The sequence below is a fragment of the Actinomycetota bacterium genome, assembly GCA_030684515.1.
Taxonomy (GTDB): Bacteria; Actinomycetota; Actinomycetes; order S36-B12; family S36-B12; genus UBA11398.
Genome location: JAUXVJ010000024.1, coordinates 210,171 through 233,360 on the forward strand (window position 1 = coordinate 210,171; position 23,190 = coordinate 233,360).

Below are 23,190 nucleotides of genomic sequence, written 5' to 3' on the forward strand. Positions count from 1 at the left end.
GATATCTGTGGTTCAGTTCGCCCTTCACATTCTAGATGCCGGACTCAAGGAGAACTTGCGGCAACTTTGCAGATGCAAATTCTATTGTGCACAATTCAATTCCCACACTGCAGCCCCCGAATCTGCACTTGAATGGAGGCCATCCGCCGGTGGCCGCGCTCCCACCGGCTATTGGCGGTGATACGACGTTCGCGCAATCGATGAGCACTCGTGTGAAGTCGGGCTGAACTACAACTGGTCAGCTATGACGCATCCAAGGATGCACGCGCTTTGATCATTCACATCATTTCTCAGGCAAGAGCAGAAGAGGTATTCACCATGAGCTGCTCAATGCCGGCAGCCACCGCTGCATCCAGATCGACATCAGGGATGAACCCACCAATGGCCAAGGCGGCGATGCCTTGCAGTTGCGCCCACACTGATCGAGCCAACTGGCCCGACGACACCGCGAGCTCTCCCCTGCGTCGCGCATCCACAAGCAGATCGATCGAACTCGGTCCGATCATGCCCTCAGGTGGCGGCGGGCGACGGCCTGAAGTCTTGTACGCAAACATCAATTCGATGAGTGCCGGATTTGAGATCGCAAAGCGCACGTAGCGGATACCGCGGGCGATGAGGTGTGCCTCAAGATCCTGGCTGGCCACTGATTCATCGGCGAGGCGCATCTGCTCATCGACCCGGCTCCAGCCCAATTCAGCGACGGCATCCAGCAATTCCTGCTTGTCGGCAAAGTGACGACGAGGGGCTGCATGACTGACGCCGAGCTGACGAGCCAGACCTCGAAGGGAGATGTCTGCGGCCCCGCCTTCACGCAGGGACTGTTCTGCTGCATCCAGCAGGGCGCTGCGCAGATCACCGTGGTGATAGGGCGTAGGGGCGCTGGACACCCGCTCACTGTACCGGCGTGCGAACGCGGTTGACTGTGATGTTGACACCGACTACTTTCCAGTCACCACACTGCTTTCCCGTCGCCACGATCGAAGGGTGCTGCCCACCGTGCATTTCGCCAAGCTTGGTCGCTCAGGTCTGTCCGTGTCCCGCATCTGCCTTGGCGCCATGAGTTTCGGTGTCCCCGAGCGCGGACCGCATCCGTGGAGTCTGAACGAAGAGGCCAGCCGGCCACTCATCAAGGCGGCCATTGAACTTGGCATCAATTTCTTTGATACCGCCAATGTCTATTCCGATGGCACCAGTGAGGAGATCCTGGGACGAGCTCTCGCTGACTACATCCCGCGTGCAGAAGTGGTCATCGCCACAAAGGTCAACGGACCAATGCGCAAGGACGTCAATGCGCAGGGACTGTCGCGCAAATCGATCATGACTGAGATCGACGCAAGCCTGAAGCGCCTTGGCACTGACTACGTCGACCTTTATCAGATCCATCGCTTCGATCGCCGCACCCCGATCGAGGAGACGATGGAGGCTCTGCACGATGTGGTGAAAGCCGGCAAGGCGCGGTATATCGGCGCTTCATCGATGTGGGCCTGGCAGTTCTCCAAGGCCCAGTACACCGCTGACGCCAAGCACCTGACTCGCTTCATCTCGATGCAGAATCACTACAACCTGCTGCAGCGCGAAGAAGAGCGAGAGATGAATCCGCTGTGCGTGGACCAGGGCGTCGGTTTGATCCCGTGGAGTCCACTTGCCCGTGGCCGACTGACTCGTGATTGGTCAATGACGAGCGCACGCAGTGAAACCGATGAATTCGGCAAGAACCTGTATCTGGATGAGGATCAAGTGATCGTCGAGCGGGTTGCTGAAGTAGCTGAGAAGCATGGCGTCCCTCGCGCTCAGGTGGCACTGGCGTGGGTGCTCAGCAAGCCTGGCGTGGTCGCACCAATCGTCGGCGTCACCAAGGAGCATCACCTCACCGATGCAGTCGAAGCACTCCAGGTGAAGTTGAGTCCCGAGGACATCGCCAGCCTTGAAGCGCCCTACAAGCCGCACCCGGTCGTTGGCTTCCAATAGCCAAGGGCACTCGAGTCTTCTTTCGCAATTTCCAACACAATTGAAAGGCAACTCCTCATGACAACTCGTGCACTTGGCTCCACTGGCGTCTACGTCTCCCAGCTCTGCCTGGGCGCAATGATGTTCGGGCGTTGGGGTGAGCCCGACCACGACAGCTGCATCTCGATCATCCACAAGGCCCTGGACAGCGGCATCAACTTCATCGACACCGCCGACATGTACTCCTTCGGTGAATCCGAGACCATCGTTGGCAAGGCACTGATCGGCAGGCGCGATGACGTGGTGCTGGCAACCAAGTTCCACAACCCCATGCACCGCACCGATCTACTGAAGCGCGGCAACTCCCGCCGCTGGATCATCAAGGAGGTCGAGGATTCACTGAAGCGCCTGCAGACCGACTGGATCGACCTCTACCAGGTGCACCGTCCCGAGCCCGGCACGGATTTCGAAGAGACACTGCGGGCACTTGATGACCTCGTACATCAGGGCAAGATCCGTTACATCGGCACGTCGACCTACCCCGCGACGGAGATCGTGGAAGGCCAGTGGCTGGCCGATCGCAAGAATCTCAATCGGGTGGTCGCCGAGCAGCCGCCGTACTCGATCTTCGTGCGCGGCATCGAGCGCGACGTCCTGCCTACGGCCCAGAAGTACGGCATGGGCACCCTCACATGGAGTCCGCTGGCAAGTGGCTGGCTCAGTGGCCGCTACAAGCTGGAGGGCTCAACCGACTCCACCAGCGCCGGCATCCGCAAATCAACCGGTGCTCTTGATCCCTCGCTACCAGAGAACCGGGCCAAGTTGGTGGCAGCCGACGCACTCGGCAAGCTCGCCGCTGATGCTGGCCTCACCTTGCCGCAAATGGCCATCGCATTCGTGCTCGAGCACCCCGGTGTCACCTCCGCCATCATCGGCCCTCGCACGATGGACCAGCTCGTGACCCAGATCGGCGCTGATGAAATCCAGTTGAGCCAGGAAGTGCTCGATCAGATCGACCAGATCGTGGCTCCAGGTGAAATCCTGGATGGCATGGATTCGGGTTGGGCCCTGCCCGCCATGACTCCGGCCGGTCGTCGACGCAGCCTGGCCTGACCACCACATCAAAGGAGCAGCAATGCAACAGCGCATTCTTGGCAATCAGGGGCTAAAGGCCAATGCCATCGGCCTGGGCACCATGGGCATGACCATGGCCTACGGCCCAGCCGATGATGCCGAGAGCATCGCCACCATTCATCGAGCCTTCGAGCTTGGAGTCGACTTCTATGACACCGCCGAGCTCTATGGCCGTGGCACTGGATCCAACGAGATCCTGCTCGGCAAGGCGGTAGCCGGATTCCGTGATCAGGTGGTGCTGTGCACCAAGTTCGGCTTCAAGTTCGTCGATGGCCGCCCCGGCGGCGTCGACAGCCGACCAGAGAACATCCGTCAGGTGGCCGAGAACAGCCTGCGCTACCTCAACACCGACTACATCGATGTGCTGTATCAGCACCGCGTTGATCCCGAGGTGCCGATCGAAGATGTTGCCGGCGCGGTGAAGGAACTCATCGACGCCGGCAAGGTTCGGTACTTCGGCTTGAGCGAAGCCGGGCCGCAGACCATCAAGCGCGCGCATGCCGTGCAGCCGGTCTCGGTGCTCCAGACCGAGTACTCGGTGTTCGAGCGCGATGTCCAGGACGCCGTGCTGCCGATGACGCGTGAGTTGGGCATCGGCTTCGTGTCGTACTCACCGCTGGGTCGTGGCTTCCTGACGGCCGATGTTCGCAGGCCAGATGAGTACGCGGCAGATGACATGCGTCGCCACGATCCACGTTGGCAGGGTGAGAACTTTGACGCCAACATGAACGCCGTTGCCCAGCTCAAGGAACTGGCCGCGAGCAAGGGCGGCACCGTTGCCCAGCTCGCAATCGCGTGGTTGCTGGCTCAAGGCGATGACATCGTGCCGATCCCAGGCACCAAGAGCCCCAAGCGTCTTGAAGAGAACGTCGGCGCCGCCAAGCTGCAACTCAGCGCAGCGGACTTGGCCACAATCCTTGAGATCCTGCCCAATGGTTCATTCGGCGAGCGCTATGCCGGGGGGCGCACACCCGTCTGGGAGTGATCTCAGTTGGCCTGCACTGGCCTTTCAAGGATTGCCGGGTCATCGCCGTGTGTGCGCACGACCTTCTTGAAGTAGTAGTACATCGGCAGGCCAAGCAGCAGCAAGGTCGCCGCCGCAATTGCGAATACCGCGGGGTACCCAAATCGTGCCGCGATGATGCCGCCAATAGCCGGGGCCATCTGCCCCGATAGCGCCTGCACGCTTTGATACAGGCCGAAGATTGCGCTGAGCGCAGCAGCCGAGACCAGAGTCGGCAGCAGCGATGCACTTCCGGTTGCCAGCATTCCAGCGAACAGCGACATCCCGATGAGCAGCACTGAGAAGACAAGCATGTTCTGCACGAAGATCATCGGAACCAGGAAGACCGCAATCCCGATCGTGGACCACAGCAGTACCCGCGTGTGCGCGATGCGCGACAGGATCCGCCCGGAGTAGACCGCACCAATGGCCATGCTCACCGCGATGGCAAAGAACATCCAGCCAATGATCGCCGTGCTGTTCGCGTCAGGGGGAAGCATCGACACCACGAAGGTGGGAAGGATCGGTTGGATCATCGGCGCAGCCAGGCCAAGCAGCAGTACCAGGATCAAAGCCGAACGAGCAATCGGCGACGCCATGATCGACTTGAAGCCTGAGGCCTTGGGCACGCCGTTGACTGACGCAACAACGGGAGGTCGCGCGGGCTCCTTGATCATGAGCATCGCCACGATGGTCCCGGAGAACATCAGGATGCCACCGATGATGAAGGTGGTCTTGTAGCTCCAGATGGCAATGAGCACCGAGGCGATAACTGGGCCGGCACCGGTGCCCACCATGACCCCGCCTTGGAAGCGTCCCAGATAGCGCGACATCTGATCCGGCGGCGTGGATGCCGAGACCAAGGCCATGCCGGCCGGACCGGCGCCGGCCATGAAGCCAATGAAGGCGCGGATCGCCACGATCTGCCAGACCGAAGTCGCCAGCCCAATGAGCAGCAAGCCGAGAGCACCACCAAAGCACGCACGCACGAGCATCGCCTTGCGCCCGTACCTGTCACCCAGCGCTCCCCAGATCGGGCCCGAGACAAACATGAAGAAGCCGCCAAGGCCGGTGGCAATGCCCGCCCACATCGCTGCCTCGGGTCCGGAGAGATCCGACATCTCCTCCAGATACAGGGGCAGGAATGGAGCGGTGAAGGAGAAGGTGGTGGCTACCAATGCCACGGCAAGGGTCGCGGCGTAGTTGTTGCGCTTCCAGCCGTGCACAGTGCGAACTGCAGTCGTCACGAAGTGCGCCTACTCCCGGGCCGATGGCTCGCGGGCTGATGGGCTCCGCGGCGTTGGAGCAGTATGACCGATTTGCGATGCGCATTCCTGAGAACAGCGGCAGTTTGGCCATTTCCGTTGACGATGACCCTGAGCCTGCCTAAGTTGTCGAACCATTCACGGTGACGCCCCAACCACCACCTCGCGGGCAACTGAAACGGAGTATCGATGAGCGGCATGCTTGATGGCTTTCGCGTTCTTGACCTGACCATGTGGGCCTTTTGCCCATCCGCCGCACGCGTACTCGCCGAGTGGGGCGCCGATGTCATCCACATTGAGAATCCCAACTCCCCAGACCCGATGCGCCTGTTCGCGGGCGGATCACTTGAGCCAGGCGGCGCGGCATGGATGTTCAAGCACTACAACCGCGGCAAGCGCTCACTGGCGCTGAACCTGGCCACCGATGAAGGTCGCGAGACTCTCTACGCGTTGGTCAAGGAGTCCGATGTCTTCCTGACCAGCTTCCTGCCAAAGACCCGCACCAAGCTCGGCTTCGACGTTGATGACCTCAGGAAGATCAACCCCAGGCTGATCTATGCCAAGGGCACCGGCGCTGGCCCACTTGGACCAGAGAACATGCGTGGCGGTTATGACGCTGCCAGCTGGTGGTCACGTGGCTCACTCAGCGTGGCTGCCATGCAGGTCACCAACACCCAGAACCCGCCAAGCATGGTCGGTCATGGCGACGGCATGTCAGGGCTCGTGCTCGCTGGCGGCATCTGCGCCGCTCTGCTCAAGCGCGAGCGCACGGGGGAAGCACCGGTTGTGGACTCATCACTGATGGGCACCGCCGCCTGGTTCAACGCACCGGCGATCATCAGCGCTGGCTTTGGCCCTGGCGGGCCAGCAATGTTCGGCCAGTTCGTTGACCGCACCCTCAGCCAATGGTCGGGCACCAACTACAAGACCGGTGATGGTCGCTTCATCTATATGTCATTCCTGGGTGATCACCAGGATGAGTTTGAGGACCTGGCTCGCCTGCTCAAGCACGACGAGCTCATCACGGATCCGCGCTTTGACTCAACAGCAAACAGGATGGCCAATTCGCCAGCCCTCATGGCGATCATGGACGAGATCTTCGCGACCAAGACCTTGGCTGAATGGAAGGTCATCCTGCTGCCATCCAAGGGCGTGTGGGCTCCAGTGCAGAACGCGCAGGAGATGTACGAGGACCCACAGGCTCAGGCCAACGGCATGGTTCGCGTGCCAACTGACGAGCCTGGCACGCCAGCAGTGGTCATGCCGCCAGTGATGTTCGATCAGGACGCAGGACCGGGCCGCCCAGCACCGGACTTCGGCGCTGACACCGACGACATCCTGCGAGACATCGTTGGCCTGGATGCGGCTCGCATTGCAGAGCTGCGCGCATCGCGCATCGTCGCTTGAGAGCCATAAACTGGAATATCCACCAAGTTATTGTAGTTTATGGTGTCTAAACTAGAATAACTATAGAATTGCTCCATGTTGCCATGGCCTGAAGCACGCAAAGAAACCAGGCCATGGCAGCAGAGCGTTCGGGCTGGCCTGCGTGAAGACCGACTTCTCAAGGAAGTCACCACAACGATTCCCGAATTCCTTGGCGACCGAACTCTTGGGCTGCCCGCAGAGCTTGCAATGCTCCTTGAGGACAACACGCGGGCAATCTCCGCTCTTGACGCCTCCCATGGCCAGTCATTGACAGCACTTGGCGGGCTGTTGCTGCGAACCGAATCAGTTGCCTCCTCAAAGATCGAGCAGATCGTTGCCTCAATCGATGACTATGCCCGAGCGATGTATGGCAACAAGGGCAATAGCTCGGCAGTAGCAATGGTTGATGCAACAAGGGCAACGCGCGAGTTGATGGACAGCATCTCTGTTAGCAAAGTGATCACCGGCTCAGATCTCTTGCGAGCGCAGGCAGCACTGATGGCAGCAGATGCATCGGAACTCCCGTATGCCGGGCATCTTCGCACGATGCAAAACTGGGTGGGCGGCAGCGACTACTCCCCCCGAGATGCACTACTCGCACCTCCCCCACCCGAACTAGTCCCAGCACTCTTTGACGACATCGTGCAATTCTCAAATCGCACACACATGCCAAGCCTTCTACTGGCAGCAATTGCACACGCGCAGTTCGAAACAGTTCACCCATTCACCGACGGCAACGGACGTATCGGCAGAGCGCTGGTCAATGCAATTCTTCGAGTGCGAGGAACGACAACACAAATCGTCATTCCTCTTGCATCAGCGCTTGTCGCGCGAAAAGACGAATATTTCGCCGCGCTTGAAAGCTTCCGCGCGGGTGATGCTGAGCCAATCGTGATGAGCTTCGTGACAGCATCGCAAATTGCCACAGATGAATCCGCCGCGACAGCCGTTCGACTGAAGGACATCCCAACTCAGTGGCGAGACGAACTGGGTCCTACTCGCAGCGACAGTGCAGCCTTGCGCATCCTGGAGTTGCTTCTGACACATCCGGCAATAGCCGTCGCAGATATCCAGAGCCAGCTGAGCGTCACTACGGCCGCTGTCTATACCGCGGTGAATCGATTGCACGCTGCGGGCATCATTCGCCCCCTCAGCCATCGCACCCGCAATCAGATATGGGGTGCCTCAGCGCTGATCGACGAGTTGGAGGATCTCGGTCGGCGAATTGAGGCCAGAGCAGGCAAGGTTCGGGCTTAGCCTTCTTCCATGTGCCGAAGCATCAAGACCCTTCGCCCACCGTTCACTGAAGATGTCGGTCCGACCGACGTCGAGGCAGCCGCGCTGCAATACGTGCGCAAGATCAGCGGCTTCCGAGCACCCGCCGCGCATAACAAGGAGGCGTTCGACCAGGCCGTCACAGCCGTAGCGCAGGCCACCGCACGATTGCTCGACCAACTTGTGGTCAAGGGGTAGTCACAGCGTTCATCAATGTTCATTCACTGGCAATGTAGCTGCGCAATCGTGTGGCCATGGCGACCCAAGTAACCATGCATGGCACAGATCTCGAGCGAATCCTTGAGGTCTACTCCTCTCGATTGCAGCGGCACATCCTCACAGCGCAATCTCCAGTAGAAGTTGCTGCCGTCCACAGTGAATGCTGGAACTTCACGTTGAAGCATCCCGACACCACGGTCATCTTCCTGAGCTTGCCTACCAATGAGGTGACTTGGCTGCGCGACACCTGTCTGGCTGGCATCGCCGCCAACCACTACGGCTATTCAGCTGATGCCGTCTTGCCATACGTACCCGGGAGGGTTGCCTGACTTCCATGAGGCGCACAGTCCGATTCTTGGACAATTGCCCATGGGTGGTTACGCAGCCATAGGCCTTGCCGTTACATTCGCAGGTATGGACCCAATCGCCACGAATGGCACTTGTCAGATCTGCACCATGAATCCCAAGCTCACCCACACAGCAAATGAGCATGAATTGGCACTGCAGTTGAAGGGGCCATTTCTGGATTACGTGAAGACTGATGCCTTCTCAGGTGGCGACCGTCCAATGACCTACGCCCAGGTGATCAAGCGCTTTGAGGTCGACACCACTGTTCGCCGCCTGGGACGCATCCTTGATGGGATGGAGCAGATTCTTGCCAATGACGGCTGGCCAAAAACAGCTGAGGCCGGCATCGCTGCCTACGTCGTCAATGCCACCGGTCAGCCGGGCGGCGACTGGGCCACGACCTGGAAGATGCGTCCAGAAGATGCCCGTCGGCACGCACGCGGCTACATGCGCCATCTGACTTTGGATCTCGACGTCGACAAGTAGGGCCGCAGCAAGCAAATGAGCCTGGTCAGGGACCAGGCTCATTGCACATTTGTGCCAGCTTCTTAGGCCGGCTTCTTCACGCGTAGTTTGTTGATGCGCGCCTGGCTTGGCCACTTCACATCGGTCACCAGTCCAACACCCTCGAGCATCCGGATGATGCGCGCACTGCTGTCGAGCTGACCGCGTAGCACGCCGTGACGAGCGCTGCTGGGATCCGCGTGGTGGTAGTTGTGATAGTTCTCGCCGCAGCCCACAACCGCGATCCAGCCGATGTTGCCTGACTTGTCGCGACTGGTGAATGGCTTCTTGCCGAAGATGTGCGTGATGGAGTTGATCGACCACGTCATGTGGTGGACAAGGGCAACGCGAACCAGCCCGGCCCAGAAGAAGGCCCGCAGCGCGCCCCACCAGCCATCAAAGGCAAAGCCGATGGCAACTGGAATCACAAAGGTGATCACAGCGATCAGTGGCCATAGGCGACTGATGCGCACAAGTGCCCGGTCTTCAATCAGATCTGGTGCGTACTTCTTGGCGTCCGTGCCCGAATAGGTGAACAGCCAGCCGACATGTGCGTGCAGGAAGCCGCGCAGCAGGTGGCGCAGGCCAGTGCCATAGGCCCAAGGTGAGTGCGGGTCACGTGCCTGGTCAGAGAACTGATGATGCTTGCGGTGATCGGCAACCCAGTCCACCACCCGGCCTTCAACTGCGACACTGCCGGCCACGGCAAGGAAGCCACGCATGAATGGGCCCGCGCGAAAGGCGTTGTGTGTGAAGAGACGGTGATAGCCGATCGTGACGCCATGCACGCCGATGTAATAGAGCGCGACCATCATGATGATGTCCACGACGGACACCCAGCCGATGATGATGGCCAGCGGCAGCGCGCCGAGAAGCGCGGCTAGCGGCACTGCGACGAACATGCCGAGAACGAGGTTCTTGATCCATCCAGGACTCTGCGTGGGCTCTGCCGATGAGGCTGCTGGTTCAGGTCGGGTCGCGGTATCGGTGGTCACGCGAGAGGACAAACACGAGTGCTGGAAAAAGTCATCATCTGCCTATAGATAGAAAATCGTTCGCGTTCCGCTTCACCTATTGGCAAGTCCTTATTCGAACTCTGTCAGTGTCGCACGAGGGCACAAGTCCATCGAAATGGATATCACCAAGTGTCAGGCACATCACATGTAAGCATCAGGTAAGCCCGTGAGGGGGTGCTGCTCCGCCACCCGCCCCACGGGCTCAATCCTGCAGATCTGCGACTCAATAAATACTTTGTGGGATAAATCTGGTGCGCTACTCCGGAACGCGCTCGGTCAGCTCCTTGCCGAGCAACGCCAATTCAGCATCTGCGGTGATGTTCGGGATGAGGTAGGTCGGCCACACGCTTGCGGTCGGCTTGTAGTCGCGCAGCAGCTGCTTGGCGACTGTGGCCAGGTGCACCTCGGTTGGTCCATCGACCAGTGCCATGATCTGAGCGCCGAGCAGGGCCCCGGCAAATGGCAGAGCAGTCGATGAGCCAATGGCACCGTGCAGATGCAGGGCACGTGTGGCGATGCGCTCGTACACCCGCGCGCATTGCACCTTGATTGCTGCAATGTCCTTGCGCACGCGGTAATAGTCCATGTACTCGTCGATCTGCCACGCGGTGTAGAGCACGAACAGACGCAGCTGCTGAAGATCAATGTAGGAATCCGCGAGCATCGTCTGCACCGACTCCTTCTCAGCCAGCAAAGTGCCCTTGGTCGAACGCGAAAGTGCGCGCTCGGCCATCATGTCCAGGAACTCCTGGCAGTTGCCGATGGTGCGCATGGCGTGGTGCACGCGACCTCCACCGAGTCGGGTCTGCGCAACCTTGAAGGCCTCGCCAACCCCGCCGAGCATGGCGTCGTCGCTGACGCGCACGTTCTTGTAGCTGACCAGACCCTCAGAGACATCCTCTGGTCCTTCGCCGGCAATACCGAAGTTGTGCTCGATGGTGATGCCCGGTGTATCGCGCGGCAGCAGGAACATCGAGAAGCGGGAGGTCACAGGTGCATCAGGATCAGTGACGACCATCACGATGAAGAAGGTGGCCCAACGAGCATTGGATGACCAGATCTTGCGGCCGTTGATGACCCACTCATCGCCTTCCTTGTGGGCGTTGGTGGTGAACACGCCTGGGTCGGCGCCGCCCTGAGGCTCGGTCATCGAGTAGCAGGACACGATGCCGCCTTCGAGCAATGGCTCAAGGTAGGCCTCCTTCTGCCAGTCGGTGCCGAAGTGGGCGATGATCTCGGCGTTTCCGGTGTCAGGTGCCTGGGTGCCGAACACCCGAGGCGCCCAGCGTGAGGTGCCCAGGATCTCGTTCATCAAGGCCAGCTTCAGTTGGCCGTAGCCCTGGCCGCCGAGCTCTGGCCCCAGGTGGCAGGCCCACAGCTTCTTGGCGCGCACTTCGTCCTTGAGCGGATTGATGATCGCGGCCTGCTGTGGCGTCATGTCCTTGTAGACATCGTGCGGCCAGACAAGATCGATCGGCTTGATCTTGGTCTTGACGAACTCGCGAGTCCAGTCCAGCAGCTCCTGGAACTCGGGCTCTACTCGGAAATCAATTGCCATCATGCGCTCCTATGGTTGTGAACAAATATGTGGGGTTGAGAAAGGGATCTAGTACAGCCCGCCGTCGCAGCGGATGGTGGCACTCGTGGTGAAACTTGATGCATCAGACGCCAAGTAGATCGCCAGGCCCACGACCTCCGGCGGATTGCCGATGCGTTGCAGCGCTTGCGTGTTCTGCAAGGAGGCCGTGGTCTGCGGAACGTCCCAGGCCTTGGACACATCTGAAAGGAATGGCCCAGGCATCAAGGTGTTCACACGTACGTAGGGCCCAAAGGCCTTGGAGAAGCCTTCGGTCATCGCATTCAACGCGGCCTTTGCTCCGGCGTACGGAATGATGTTGGGGCCAGGACGCAAGGAGCCGGTGGACGACACATTGATGATCGAGCCAGAGCCGGCGGCAGCCATCCGCTCCCCCATCAATGCGGTGAGTCGAAAGGGCCCCTTGAAGTTCAGGTTCACCACACTGTCGAACATCTGCTCGGTGACATCAGTGTTCTTGTCGTAGATGGGTGACATGCCCGCGTTGTTGATCAGGCAGTCGACCTTGCCGAAGCGGGAATACACCGCGTCAGTGAAGGCCTCATGCTGCTCCCAGCGACCCACGTGCAGTCCGTAGGCCATCGCCTCGCGACCAGTGAGTGCCGTGACCTCCGCGGCGACTTCAGCACAGGTATCGAAATTCCGCGATGCGATGACCACGTTGGCACCGGCCTGCGCGCAGCCGAAGGTCATCTCGCGGCCAAGTCCGCGACTGCCGCCGGTGATGACCACGACCTTGCCAGTCAGATCAAAGAGTTGTTCCAAGTAGCTCATCTACGGCTCCTGCTCCGGCCAGCAGCACCTTCGGCTGCCGGCTGCATGAGATTCAACGTGACTGGAGCCAGCGGGGAGGCCTTTTCAGCAAATCCACCTGAGCGATGCAAGCCACCAGCGGCCTTCTCCCCCACCATCTGCGCCATAGTTGAAGAATAGCATTCTTTGAATGCAGAATGGGATTCTCCGAAGGAAAGTTGCATGAGTTCCGGGAGCCAACCCGAGCACACCCAACAAAGACGACTGGGGTGGCCGGGCCAATGGCCCGACCACCCCAGTGCTGCCAGTGCTACTGAACCTGGATGATCCTTGCCACGCCGCCTTCGACATCAAAGCGGACAACGCTGACGTCCATGGTTGCCGTGCCGCACTCAGTTGTTCCCGAGCCGGAAACCGTGACGCCCTTGGCAACGACGGTCATCGTTGCGTCATAGGGATCGCCAGTGAATCCGCAGCGGTCATTGAGTGTGTAGTTGATCGATGGATCCATCTGGTACTGACCGTCGGCCAGACCGGTCTCTGAGTTGACCTTGGCATCGGTGTTGGTGCTCAGTGTGTTCACGGCGAAAACCAGCACGAACACAGCGATGATGCCGCCGATGATCGTGAGGATCAGACCCACGATGCCCAGCCAGAAGCCTGCCTTGGCCATGCCGCCATTGCTGGCTTCTCCGCGCTTGGCCTTGTTGATGCCAATGCGACCAAGGACGATGGCCAGGATTGCGCCAATCAGTGGGATGCAGAAGAACTGCAGGATGCCGAAGATCAGTGCAGCAGTTCCCGTGCCGTTCTGCGCGCCAGTGGCGGGGACGGTTACCGGTGGTGCCGGTGTGTATGTAACAGGCTGATCGGCTGGTGGTGTGTAGACCACAGGCTCTGGAGTCGGAACCGACTCCGGCTCTTCCGATGGCGGTGGTGTCTGATCGCTCATGCGATAGGTCCTTTCGAAGTTCTGATGTCGACTGAGGGCACAGCATGGCAGGTCCAGCAAACTGTTGGGACGGACTCGCGGCACACAAGTTACTGGACGCGCATTCACTAGGGTTCGCACATGACACAGATGACTGAACCGCGCAATGCAGTAGCGCCAATCGTCATCTCCATCATCTGGGCCGTGCTCTTTGTCATGGGCGCTTGGCCCGCCATCGCAACCGTGTTCCTGTTTGATCAAGGCACTGACCTGGAGTTGTGGGCCTGGTTCGTCTTCTACGGCGTCTGGGCCTTTGAATTCATGGCTTTGCTCATGATTCCGGGCATCTGGATCGCGTGGGCACTGACCCGTCGCAAGAGCTGGGGCGGCAAGTTCCTCATCATCGTCGCCTTTGTTCCGCTCGTGGCTTTGATCCCCGTATTCGCCGCCTTCTTCATGGACAACGCCTAAGAGAAACGAACGGAACAATCCATATGCGCGCACGCTCGATCACCATGCTCATCACCGTTGTCGCGAGCAGTACCGCAATGCTTGCCACGACCAGCCACGCCGCGACGACGAGTCCGTCACCGACAGCAAGTGCCACGACAACAGCACCGATGCCAAAGACGACCGTCACCCTGGTCGTCAAGGGCTGCGAAGGCTGCACCATTGGCGTGGAACGCGGATTGAAGAACGAACCGGCCAGCACCGTGCAGCCAAGCAAGCCTGATCATTGGGATGGGCCAAGCGCCTTAGTCAAGAACGGCTTTGTCACTCTCACCGTTCCCACCGCCTACACCGCTGGCGCGTCATTCACCGTGAGTGCGCCGTGGGAAGGCGACACCGATGGCATGACCAACATCGTGCTCGGCGGCAAGACTCCCCCAGCAACATTGATCAGCGTCGCGCGCGCAACCAACCGCACCAAGGCGACAGCCTGTTGGGCTGGCACTCAGGACAACCAGGCGATCATTCGCGTCACGGTGATCCGAAGGAACCTCGGTGGGATGGGCGACAAGAAGGTCGTGTTCCCGATCGCCTGGGCGTCACCAACTGTGGCAACGGTTGGACCATTGACCAAGACTCTGGGCAAGGGCCTGCTCGGCAATCAGGACATGTTCTTCTGCTGATGGAGGACATCTACCGGGCGTGAGAGTTGCACGCAGGAATCGGCCAGATGAACGGTGGGCATCTGGAAGATTCATGAGCACTGTTTTGCTGAGCGATGCCTTGTTTGAATGCTCAATCAGATGGCAGCATGACTGCAGAAGGCAGCCCCAACTCAACTGATGGCGAGATCGCCGATGAGCATGCGCCGAACGACTCGGGTAGTGGGGGCATGCGTTCTTGCGGTTCTTGGCTTCGCTCTGGTAGCCGTCCTCGCGTTTCGCATCGGCTCCTCCAGCACGGACACCGCTTTGCCCAGGCCCTCGCCATCTGCTTCAGCGACCGGGCCCAAGTCGCTTTCCGCCGAGCAGATCTACGAAGTCATCCTGCCTTCCCTTGTCGTGGTGCGCACTGAATCGGCCGCGACTGCCGATGTGAAGGGTGAGAACAAAGGCTTGGGGACTGGAGTCGTCATCGATGCCGCGGGAACGATCCTCACCGCGTACCACGTCGTCGGCAATGCCCAGTCGATTGAAGTTGAGTTTGCTGATGGGACGAAGTCGGAAGCCTTCGTCGTGCTCGCTGATCCGGGCAATGACGTCGCAACACTCACACCGCAAGCACGACCGGAACTGGTCGTGCCGGCAGTGCTCGGCGGTGGCGTGGCCGTCGGCAATCGGGTCGTTGCCATGGGCAACCCCCTCGGTCTGATCGCCACTACGACGGAGGGCGTGGTGTCAGGACTGAACAGGGCGATCAACGGCAGCGAAATGGTCAGTCTGAGCGGGCTCATCCAGTTTGACGCTGCAGTGAATCCGGGAAGTTCAGGCGGACCGCTGTTGAACGACCGTGGACAGGTCATCGGCGTGGTGTCTTCCCTTGCCAACCCCTCTGACATCGGCTACTTCATCGGAATCGGTTTCGCGGTGCCGATCGGCACCGCACTTGGCACAACAGGAGAAGGCGGGGGTCCCGAAAGATGACCACGACAGGCGAGCCATTGAATCGGCAACTATCCCAACCGATGGAGGCAGTGCTCTATGAGGTGAAGAAGTCCATCGTTGGGCAGGATCACCTCCTGGAGCGTCTTCTCGTCGCGCTCCTGGCCCGCGGGCATGTGCTCGTTGAAGGTGTGCCGGGTCTGGCCAAGACACTGGCCATCAACGCGCTCGCCCAGTCCATCGGCGGCACCTTCCAGCGCATCCAATTCACTCCCGACCTGGTGCCCGCAGACGTTGTTGGCACCAGGATCTACCACCAGCCCAGTGGGGAGTTCCGAGTCGTGCCCGGTCCGGTGTTCGCCAATCTGCTGCTCGCCGACGAAATCAACCGGGCACCTGCCAAGGTGCAAAGCGCACTCCTTGAGGTCATGCAAGAGCGGCAGGTGACCATCGGCCGCGAGACCATGCCGGTGCCCGACCCGTTCCTGGTGATGGCCACCCAGAACCCCATCGAGTCCGAGGGCACCTATCCCCTGCCTGAGGCGCAAGTGGATCGCTTCATGATGAAGGTGCTCGTTGGCTACCCGTCCCCGACCGAGGAGTTCGTCATCGTCGAACGGATGATGCGGCCGATGGAACAGATCAATGAGGTGCTCAATCCAGATCGGCTGATCCAGGCGCAGCGCGCCGCCGCGTTGGTCTTTGTGGATCCGGGTCTCATCGAGTACGCGGTCAAAGTCGCAACGGCAACGCGGGCACCAGAGTCATTGGGACTTGGCGAGCTGAGTCGATTCATCTCCTTTGGTGCCAGTCCCCGAGCCTCGATCAACCTCATCTTGGCCGCTCGATCCCTGGCCTTCATTCGTGGTCGTGACTACGCGATCTTCCAGGACGTGCAGGATCTCGTGCACGACGTATTTCGTCATCGACTGGTGCTGTCCTATGAGGCACTGGCCGAGGGCGTGACGGCCGACGACATCATCGATCGAGTGCTGAAGGCATCCCCGGTGCCTGAGTTGGACCGACGGTAGCCAGCGATGGAGCAAGCGCAGCGGTCCGCCACATCCATCACGGCAATTCCCGAAGGACTGCTCTACCGGCTCGACTGGCGAGCGCTCAAGAGATTGTCGGGCGTTCGTGGTGGTGATTTCCGCACTCCTGCCCGCGGCTCCGGAATCGATGTCACCGATATTCGTGCCTACGAGCCATACGACGACATCCGGCACATCGATTGGAACGTGACGGCACGACTGGACGAACCGCACGTGCGCGAGTATCTGGAAGACCGCGACCTGACAGCTTGGCTTCTCCTGGACCGCTCGTCGTCGATGGCATTTGGACCCGCGGATCGGGGCAAGGACATCGTGCTCATCGAACTGTGCGTCGCGCTTGCACGAATGCTCACGCGTGGCGGCAATCGCATCGGGGCGATCCTCTACGACGCCGGGATCCAGCAGGTCATCCCTGCGGGAGCCAATCGCGCCCACGTGCTGCGCCTGGCCCATCAGCTGCTTCAGCACACCCCAGCTTCGGCACAGGAGACCGACCTGGAGCCCTTGTTGCACCAGTCGGCGTCGATGCTGAAGCGACGCTCCTTGGTCTTCCTCGTCTCCGACTTCATCGTGCGCGACGGATGGCAGCGAGCACTCGGATCCCTGGCGCAACGACATGACGTCGTCGTCATCCGGATTGCTGATCGCCGCGAGGAGGAACTGCCCGACGTCGGCACGATCTGGGTGCAGGACGCCGAGACTGGAGAGCAGTTGCTGCTGGACACCAGCGACCCAGGCTTTCGCGGTCAGTATCGCCAGGCTGCGATGCAGCGCGAAATCGACCTGGGCGCAGACGTTCGACGGACAGGGGCACACCTGCATACCGTCTGGACCGACGACGACCTCGCCGATTCCTTGGTGAGGATGGCTCACACGCGGCGCGGAATGCGCTGATGTCCTTCATCTGGCCGGCGCTGCTCGCGACTGTGCTGCTCGTTCCGCTAGCAGTGCTTGGCTACATCGCTGGGCAGCGCCGACGCAATATCCGGGTGAATGCGCTCGCCAGTTCGGGACTGGTGACCATCGGATCACCCACAGCCCTGGGCCGCCGCCGACACGTGCCATTCCTCATCTTCATGTTCGGCTTCATCTTGCTCGCAGTCTCCGTTGCCCGCCCACAGGTGGCCTTGGCCGTTCCGCAATTGACTGGAACCGTCGTTCTCGCAGTTGATGTGTCCAACAGCATGGCGGCCGACGACATCAAGCCGAGCCGCCTGGCAGCAGCGCAGGCAGCAGCCAAGGAGTTTGTGCAGAAGCAGCCATCAGGCGTGGAGATCGGCTTGGTGGCACTGGGCAGCGGCGCTCAGGTCGTGGCCGAACCGACCGACAATCGCCAGGAGTTGCTGGCCGCCATCGATCGACTCTCCAGCGGTGGCAGCACCCAGATCGGGACCGGCTTGCTCGCTGCTTTGAACACGATCCTGGATCAGCCAGTAGCGCTGACACCGGAGCAACTCGAAGGTGACCTCACCGGGCTGGACATCGGCTACCACCCATCTGCCGCAATCGTGCTCGCGTCCGATGGGGAGGCCACGGGAGGACCTGACCCAGATCTGGTCGCTGACATCGCCGCTGCGGCCGGGGTGAAGATCACGACCGTGGGCATCGGCAGCGCCGATGGCGCTGTCATCGAAGTCGATGGCTATCAAGTGGCCACCTCACTGGACGCGGAGTTCCTTGGCAACATCGCCGAGCTGACTGGCGGCAAGTACTACCAGGCCCAGGATGCAAACGCCCTACTGCAGGTCTATGACGGATTGGACATGCAGTGGGAGGTGAAGGCTGAAGAGGTCGAGGTCACTGCGCTTTTCAGTCTCGCGGCAGTCATGGTCTTCTTCATCGCGGCCATCTTGTCGATGCGCTGGCTCGGGCGGGTGGTGTGATGTCCTTCGCCTGGCCGCTTCTGCTGCTGTTCACTCTTGCCGCGCCGGCCCTTATCGGCTTGCATCTGTGGCAACTGCGACGTCGACGTCGCACCGCAGTGCGAGTTCCCAGCGTCGCACTCATTCGCGCATCGGTGCCGCAGCGCGCGCGATGGAAACGACACGTTCCGGTAGCGCTACTGGCGGCAGCTATGGCGCTGCTGGCCTTCGCTGCGGCGCGCCCTTCGGCTGCGCTTCCCATCCCGGTCAACAGCACTTCGATGATCCTTGCGCTGGACACTTCTGGCTCCATGTGCAATACCGATGTCCCGCCCAACCGACTGACGGTGGCTCAGCAGGCGGCGACTAGGTTCATCGAAGAGCAAACGGAGAACAGTCGGATTGGCTTGGTCACGTTCAACGGTGTGGCGGCTCTCGTCGTGCCGCCGACCTCCAACAAGGACTCATTGCTCGAGGCCATCTCGACACTGACGGTCGGTCGAGGCACCGCGATCGGGCTGGCCATACTGTCAAGTGTCGATGCGATTGCCGAAGTCAATAAGGATGTCGCTCCCACAACCGTGGAACTGGCGAAGTCTGACTCCACGAAAGATGACGATGGGCAGTACCAGCCAGACATCATCGTGGTACTCACCGATGGCGCGAACACTCGTGGAGTCGAGCCACTGATCGCTGGCGAAGTCGCTGCGCAGCGCGACATTCGCGTCTTCACGATCGGATTCGGTACCACCCAGCCCGAAATGATGGTGTGCTCGCCAGACCAGGTCCTTGGCGGATTCCAGTTCCAGGGCTTCGGCCCAAACCCCGGCCAGGGATTTGGCGGGAATCCGAGCCAGGGCTTCGGCGCCGGTGGCGGTGGATTCGGAGGGGGCGGGAACTTCCGTCAGATCGACGAGCCCACCTTGCAGGCCATCGCGAAGATGACTGGCGGGGAGTACTTCAAGGCGCAAGATGCCGAGCAGCTGCTGGAGGTCTTCAGCCAACTGCCAAGCCGCGTGGTGACACAGACCCAGGACGTCGAACTCAGCGTGTTCTTTGCAATCCTCGCAGCGCTGCTGGCCGCTGCGGCCATCGTGCTGTCATTGCGCTGGAGCCGCTTCGGCTGAGGTGACTACCGAGGGTAGGTCGAAGTCTCGAGCTTGCGACCGCGCACGTATGTCTTGGTGAGTGCCTTCTCACGCGCCATCATCAGCAAGGTGAACAGCAGCGCATCACGGTCACTCTCAGGGTCCGTGTGACGCCGGCGGTGACGCAGGGACTGGTCGTACATATCCCAAGCCGATGGATCCAGCACCACAAAATCGGCTTCCTTGCCGGCGTCGAAGTTGCCGATGCGGTCTTCAAGATCCAATGCCCGCGCACCCGCAAGAGTTCCGGCAAAGAGCATCTCGGCTGGATGCAGAGAAACAGACTCGTCCACTGACGGTGCCGGATCGATGCCGACGATGGAACGCTCGGAGATGTGCTGCTTGAAGGCCGCGTTCAGGATCTGCGGCATGAACCACTCGTCACCGCCTCCAATGTCACTACCCATCGAAATGTTCACTCCCGATGCCACCGTGCGCGTCCACGGCATCGTGCCTGAACCCAGGAACAACTGCGAGACGGGACAGTGCGAGATCGAAGTGCGCGTAGCTGCCATCCGCGCAAGCTCAGAGTCAGTGCAGTGCACGGCATGGGCCATCACGCTTCGCGGGCCAAGGAAGCTCTTGCCGCCAACAGCAGATCCGGGCAGCCACTTGCCGTCGTAGGTGTCCAGGTAGTTGTCGACTGCATAGTGAGCCTTGACCGCGTCGATCTCGCCATCACCTGGGCGGGCGTTCTCGCTGAGGTGCGAGGTGAAGTAGACGCCGCGACCGCGGTACTCGTCATACAACTCCCCCAGATTGAGCAGGGTCTCGCGGGTGACCGACAGACTGAAGCGCGGTACGACGGCAACGAACTGCAAGGCGTGCTTGCGTTCTTCGTCATCCAGCGGATGCCACTTCTCGATCTCGGCCCGAGTCAACGCGATCGCATCCGCCTCAGAGACGAGCAGCGCAGCAGCTGACGCTGGCCCCACAGTTTGAATGCCACGGCCCGAGACCAGGCGAAGCCCGCGCTCGCGCGCGACTGAGAACAGCGAATCCTGCGCGTGCGCAAATGCCGAACCGAAGATCAGCCCCATCGTGGTGCCGGCAGTGATCATCCGATCGCACCACTCAACAGCGGCCTGATGGGCAAACTCCGGATCCGCCAGCCGAGACTCGGCTGGGAAGATGCATTCGTTCAACCACTCCAGCAGCTGCCCGCCGCCATAGGAGTCAGCGCTCCATACCTGCGGAAAGTGCATATGCGTGTCGATAAACCCCGGCAGCAGGAAGCAGTCCTTGTGATGCTCAACCGCAACACCAAGGAACTGCGCAGGCAATTCCGAGAATGAGCCGCACCAGGCAATCACTCCGGCGTCATCAACGACGAGTGCCCCATCCTCGAAATGCTCAAGTTGTCGCACAGCGGACGTCACCAAGGCCTGCCCAGCAACATGGAAGATCTGTCCGCGATGCACAGCAGTCATGCCACTCCTCGCCTCAGAATCGACAGTCTCGGTTGCCACTGATCCCAACAAGGGTTGCAGGCAGCTTGGTGCCGCACAGCGTGGCCCATTTCCATGGGGTCTGGTCGGTCTCGTCAGTGATCCACTTGGACTTGCTCATGTCGGCGCCAGTCAGGTCGGCCATGAACAGCGAAGGGTTGAGCTGGGTGGCATCAACGGAGTCCAACTTCGCATTGAGAAAGTCGATAAATGCCATGTCCTGATGAATGAAGGTCGCGTTGCTGAAGATCGCCCCGCGCAATGATGCGGCAGTGAATGGCGTGTCGCTGATCTTGGCATTGCTGAAGTCAGCGCCATCAAGATTGCGCGCCCAGAACTTGCTGCCATTGAGGTAGCCGCCACTCAGCTTCAGCTTGGGCGCCCACGCGTTGAACAGTCCGACATTGGCAAAGTACGCACCAGAAGCATCGAGACTGCCCAGGCGTGCGCCGTCGAGAGTCAGCGCTGCAACTGAGCTCTTGCGCATCGTGGCGCCTGTGAGATCCACCAACTGCATGAACCTGCCGTTCAGCGCAACGGAGTCAAGCATCGCTCCTGACAGGTCGCAGTAGTCGAGGGCGTCGACAGCATCTGCCGTGAGCGCGACGCGAGAGCAGTCGTACTTGCCCACTTGCCCCAACCCTGGACCTTTCTGCAATACATCAACGGTGACGAAGCTGCGTCGAGTCTTCTGCCCGGTCGTAGCCGTCTCATGCTGAGTGGCGGTCAGCACCACGCGATTGCCTTTGTTCATCGCGGCGCGTAGCCCGGAATCTGAGATCGTGACGGCGTACTTCGTCGTCTTGGTGATGCCTTCGTACGTCTGCTTGTCGAGCACCGTGGCGATGCCACTTGTGCCATCCACGGCAATCAGGCGCAGGTCGCCAGTATCCATGCCCGAGACCGCCGCATCACTGTCCCAGGTGATGAGCGCGGAGACCGTAGTGCTCTTGTCACCGACAACGAGGCTGTCCTGATCGATGTTCACATAGGGATCGACCTGACCGGCATCGGGCTTGGGAAAGGGCTGGTGGCCCTTCTCAACTGTGCTGCGGCAGTCACGCGAACGGTCCAGTTGCGAGCCATCGGGCAGTGCCGTGCGGCATAGCAATGTCAAGGTCAGTTGGTCATCGCGCAGCGTGGATCCAGTCAGTGTTGCATCCTGGAAGTCGGCGAAGTCCAGCTTGGACTCCCCGAACTTGATGCCCGTGAGATCAGCCTGTCGGAAGTTCGCTCCGCGCCCGATGGTCTGCCATGTTGCGCCCTGCAATTTGGCGCTATCAAGGCGTGCCCGCTCGATGGAGATGCCAAGGAACACCGATTCGCGGAAGTCCGAGCCAGTGAACTTGGTGCGATAGAAGTTGCCGCCTGAATCCTCGCCCTTGGCATCGCTGGTCGCGCCAACCGCCGTGATCTCCACGGCATCGGCGCCAGCAAGCGAGAGATTGTCGAGCTTGGCCTTGGTGAGGTCTATGCCATTTATCCGTCCACCCGCAAGGCTCACTCCACTGAAGTCAGCGCCCACGCCTGTCGCGCCCGTCAGGTCAGCGCGCATCAGGCAAGTGGCCTCGCCGCCGCCCTTGCAGTCATGGCTGTTCTCGTCGTGGATCGAGACCAGAGCACTGTCAAAGTGGGCGCCAACAAGATCACAATGCGTGAGCATGGCCCCGGGAACGACGGGAATTGCCGAACAGTCGCGCCGGCCGATATTCGGCTGGGGCGACCCGAATGGCTGCACTTCAGCAACTGTCACGTAGGTGCGATCGGAGCGAGCTTGACTGTTGGCTCGAGCGTGCTGACTCGCGGTCAGGACCACGCGATTGCCGCGGTGCATCGCCGCCATCAGGTCCTTGGCGACCTTGATCGTCACCTTGCTGGAGGACTGTTGTGAGATGTCAAAGCTCTGCTTGCCGAGCAGAGTCGGCAGATGGCCCTGCTCGCTCACTGCAACCAGGCGCACATCACCTTTGGCCATCACGAACGTGTCAATAGCCTCGGCATTCCAGCGCACTTGGGCGGTGACCAATGCACCATCGCCAGAGTCGCTGACCTTGACATTGCTGATGCGCACCAGAGACTCCGCGGGCAGCGATGATGCTGCGGGAATGACTGAGACAGCGGAAACTATGAGCGTTGTGAGCGCTATGCTCCCGAGCAACCAACGGCGCAGCAATAACGAGCGTCCTACGCAGGAGCGGGTCACTTAAAC

General features: G+C 60.5%; 24 protein-coding genes. 15 read left to right on the plus strand and 9 right to left on the minus strand.

From position 1 onward, the window contains the following. Positions 1-290: 290 nt before the first annotated feature. A complete protein-coding gene (locus Q8M73_09820; protein ID MDP2288844.1) occupies positions 291-887 on the minus strand; it encodes a TetR/AcrR family transcriptional regulator in 597 nt (198 codons plus the stop codon). A 109-nt stretch (positions 888-996) separates the two neighbouring features. Between Q8M73_09820 and Q8M73_09825 the strand changes: the two genes are divergently transcribed. The 3 genes from Q8M73_09825 to Q8M73_09835 are packed head-to-tail and all read left to right on the plus strand — an operon-like array spanning position 997 to position 4,066. After that, positions 997-1,968 carry an aldo/keto reductase gene (locus Q8M73_09825; GenBank protein MDP2288845.1) on the plus strand — a complete coding sequence of 324 codons (972 nt, stop codon included), beginning with the start codon at positions 997-999 and terminating at the stop codon, positions 1,966-1,968. A 57-nt stretch (positions 1,969-2,025) separates the two neighbouring features. Then, positions 2,026-3,060: an aldo/keto reductase gene (locus Q8M73_09830; GenBank protein ID MDP2288846.1), complete on the plus strand. Its 1,035-nt coding sequence runs from the start codon at positions 2,026-2,028 to the stop codon at positions 3,058-3,060. Between the two features lie 22 nt (positions 3,061-3,082). After that, entirely contained in the window at positions 3,083-4,066 is a 984-nt protein-coding gene (locus Q8M73_09835) for an aldo/keto reductase (GenBank protein MDP2288847.1), read from the plus strand. A 2-nt stretch (positions 4,067-4,068) separates the two neighbouring features. Here Q8M73_09835 and Q8M73_09840 read toward each other — a convergent pair whose 3' ends face one another. Further along, complete coding sequence (locus tag Q8M73_09840) at positions 4,069-5,331, minus strand: MFS transporter (protein ID MDP2288848.1); 1,263 nt, start codon at positions 5,329-5,331, stop codon at positions 4,069-4,071. A gap of 207 nt (positions 5,332-5,538) precedes the next feature. Here Q8M73_09840 and Q8M73_09845 point away from each other — a divergent pair, with 207 nt between their 5' ends. From Q8M73_09845 to Q8M73_09865, 5 genes are all read left to right on the plus strand, one after another. Further along, complete coding sequence (locus Q8M73_09845; GenBank protein MDP2288849.1) at positions 5,539-6,756, plus strand: CoA transferase; 1,218 nt, start codon at positions 5,539-5,541, stop codon at positions 6,754-6,756. A 75-nt stretch (positions 6,757-6,831) separates the two neighbouring features. Further along, on the plus strand, positions 6,832-8,034 hold the full coding sequence (locus Q8M73_09850; GenBank protein ID MDP2288850.1) for a Fic family protein: 1,203 nt from the start codon (positions 6,832-6,834) through the stop codon (positions 8,032-8,034). 9 nt (positions 8,035-8,043) lie between these two features. After that, positions 8,044-8,250, plus strand: coding sequence for a DUF2277 domain-containing protein (locus Q8M73_09855; GenBank protein MDP2288851.1), 207 nt, complete (start codon positions 8,044-8,046; stop codon positions 8,248-8,250). A gap of 56 nt (positions 8,251-8,306) precedes the next feature. Beyond that, positions 8,307-8,600, plus strand: a complete 294-nt coding sequence (locus tag Q8M73_09860; protein MDP2288852.1) for a hypothetical protein — start codon at positions 8,307-8,309, stop codon at positions 8,598-8,600. An 85-nt stretch (positions 8,601-8,685) separates the two neighbouring features. Then, positions 8,686-9,105: a hypothetical protein gene (locus tag Q8M73_09865; GenBank protein ID MDP2288853.1), complete on the plus strand. Its 420-nt coding sequence runs from the start codon at positions 8,686-8,688 to the stop codon at positions 9,103-9,105. 62 nt (positions 9,106-9,167) lie between these two features. On the opposite strand, the gene Q8M73_09870 is transcribed toward Q8M73_09865, so the two are convergent. The 5 genes from Q8M73_09870 to Q8M73_09890 form a co-directional block, all read right to left on the minus strand. Beyond that, on the minus strand, positions 9,168-10,118 hold the full coding sequence (locus Q8M73_09870; protein MDP2288854.1) for a fatty acid desaturase: 951 nt from the start codon (positions 10,116-10,118) through the stop codon (positions 9,168-9,170). Between the two features lie 277 nt (positions 10,119-10,395). Next, positions 10,396-11,697: an acyl-CoA dehydrogenase family protein gene (locus tag Q8M73_09875; protein ID MDP2288855.1), complete on the minus strand. Its 1,302-nt coding sequence runs from the start codon at positions 11,695-11,697 to the stop codon at positions 10,396-10,398. A 48-nt stretch (positions 11,698-11,745) separates the two neighbouring features. Then, positions 11,746-12,510, minus strand: a complete 765-nt coding sequence (locus Q8M73_09880; GenBank protein MDP2288856.1) for an SDR family NAD(P)-dependent oxidoreductase — start codon at positions 12,508-12,510, stop codon at positions 11,746-11,748. Then, entirely contained in the window at positions 12,507-12,656 is a 150-nt protein-coding gene (locus Q8M73_09885) for a hypothetical protein (protein MDP2288857.1), read from the minus strand. The genes Q8M73_09880 and Q8M73_09885 overlap by 4 nt, the downstream gene beginning before the upstream one ends. Positions 12,657-12,799: 143 nt before the next feature. Beyond that, the gene (locus Q8M73_09890; protein ID MDP2288858.1) at positions 12,800-13,441 is read right to left on the minus strand and encodes a DUF4190 domain-containing protein; all 642 of its coding nucleotides are present in this window, start codon (positions 13,439-13,441) and stop codon (positions 12,800-12,802) included. A 120-nt stretch (positions 13,442-13,561) separates the two neighbouring features. Between Q8M73_09890 and Q8M73_09895 the strand changes: the two genes are divergently transcribed. The 7 genes from Q8M73_09895 to Q8M73_09925 all read left to right on the plus strand — a co-directional run bounded on the left by Q8M73_09895 (position 13,562) and on the right by Q8M73_09925 (position 19,512). Next, on the plus strand, positions 13,562-13,891 hold the full coding sequence (locus Q8M73_09895; GenBank protein ID MDP2288859.1) for a hypothetical protein: 330 nt from the start codon (positions 13,562-13,564) through the stop codon (positions 13,889-13,891). A gap of 23 nt (positions 13,892-13,914) precedes the next feature. Then, complete coding sequence (locus tag Q8M73_09900) at positions 13,915-14,553, plus strand: hypothetical protein (protein ID MDP2288860.1); 639 nt, start codon at positions 13,915-13,917, stop codon at positions 14,551-14,553. A gap of 174 nt (positions 14,554-14,727) precedes the next feature. Beyond that, positions 14,728-15,513 (plus strand): trypsin-like peptidase domain-containing protein, encoded by a 786-nt coding sequence (locus Q8M73_09905; GenBank protein MDP2288861.1) that lies wholly within the window; start codon positions 14,728-14,730, stop codon positions 15,511-15,513. Further along, on the plus strand, positions 15,510-16,502 hold the full coding sequence (locus Q8M73_09910) for a MoxR family ATPase (protein MDP2288862.1): 993 nt from the start codon (positions 15,510-15,512) through the stop codon (positions 16,500-16,502). Before Q8M73_09905 ends, Q8M73_09910 begins: the two co-directional genes overlap by 4 nt. A gap of 6 nt (positions 16,503-16,508) precedes the next feature. Next, positions 16,509-17,417 (plus strand): DUF58 domain-containing protein, encoded by a 909-nt coding sequence (locus Q8M73_09915; protein MDP2288863.1) that lies wholly within the window; start codon positions 16,509-16,511, stop codon positions 17,415-17,417. Continuing rightward, on the plus strand, positions 17,417-18,406 hold the full coding sequence (locus Q8M73_09920) for a VWA domain-containing protein (protein ID MDP2288864.1): 990 nt from the start codon (positions 17,417-17,419) through the stop codon (positions 18,404-18,406). The genes Q8M73_09915 and Q8M73_09920 overlap by 1 nt, the downstream gene beginning before the upstream one ends. Continuing rightward, complete coding sequence (locus tag Q8M73_09925; protein ID MDP2288865.1) at positions 18,406-19,512, plus strand: VWA domain-containing protein; 1,107 nt, start codon at positions 18,406-18,408, stop codon at positions 19,510-19,512. The genes Q8M73_09920 and Q8M73_09925 overlap by 1 nt, the downstream gene beginning before the upstream one ends. Positions 19,513-19,517: 5 nt before the next feature. On the opposite strand, the gene Q8M73_09930 is transcribed toward Q8M73_09925, so the two are convergent. Both Q8M73_09930 and Q8M73_09935 read right to left on the minus strand, forming a co-directional pair. Next, on the minus strand, positions 19,518-20,963 hold the full coding sequence (locus Q8M73_09930) for a guanine deaminase (GenBank protein MDP2288866.1): 1,446 nt from the start codon (positions 20,961-20,963) through the stop codon (positions 19,518-19,520). Between the two features lie 13 nt (positions 20,964-20,976). After that, a complete protein-coding gene (locus Q8M73_09935; GenBank protein MDP2288867.1) occupies positions 20,977-23,184 on the minus strand; it encodes a pentapeptide repeat-containing protein in 2,208 nt (735 codons plus the stop codon). Between the last annotated feature and the right edge of the window lie 6 nt (positions 23,185-23,190).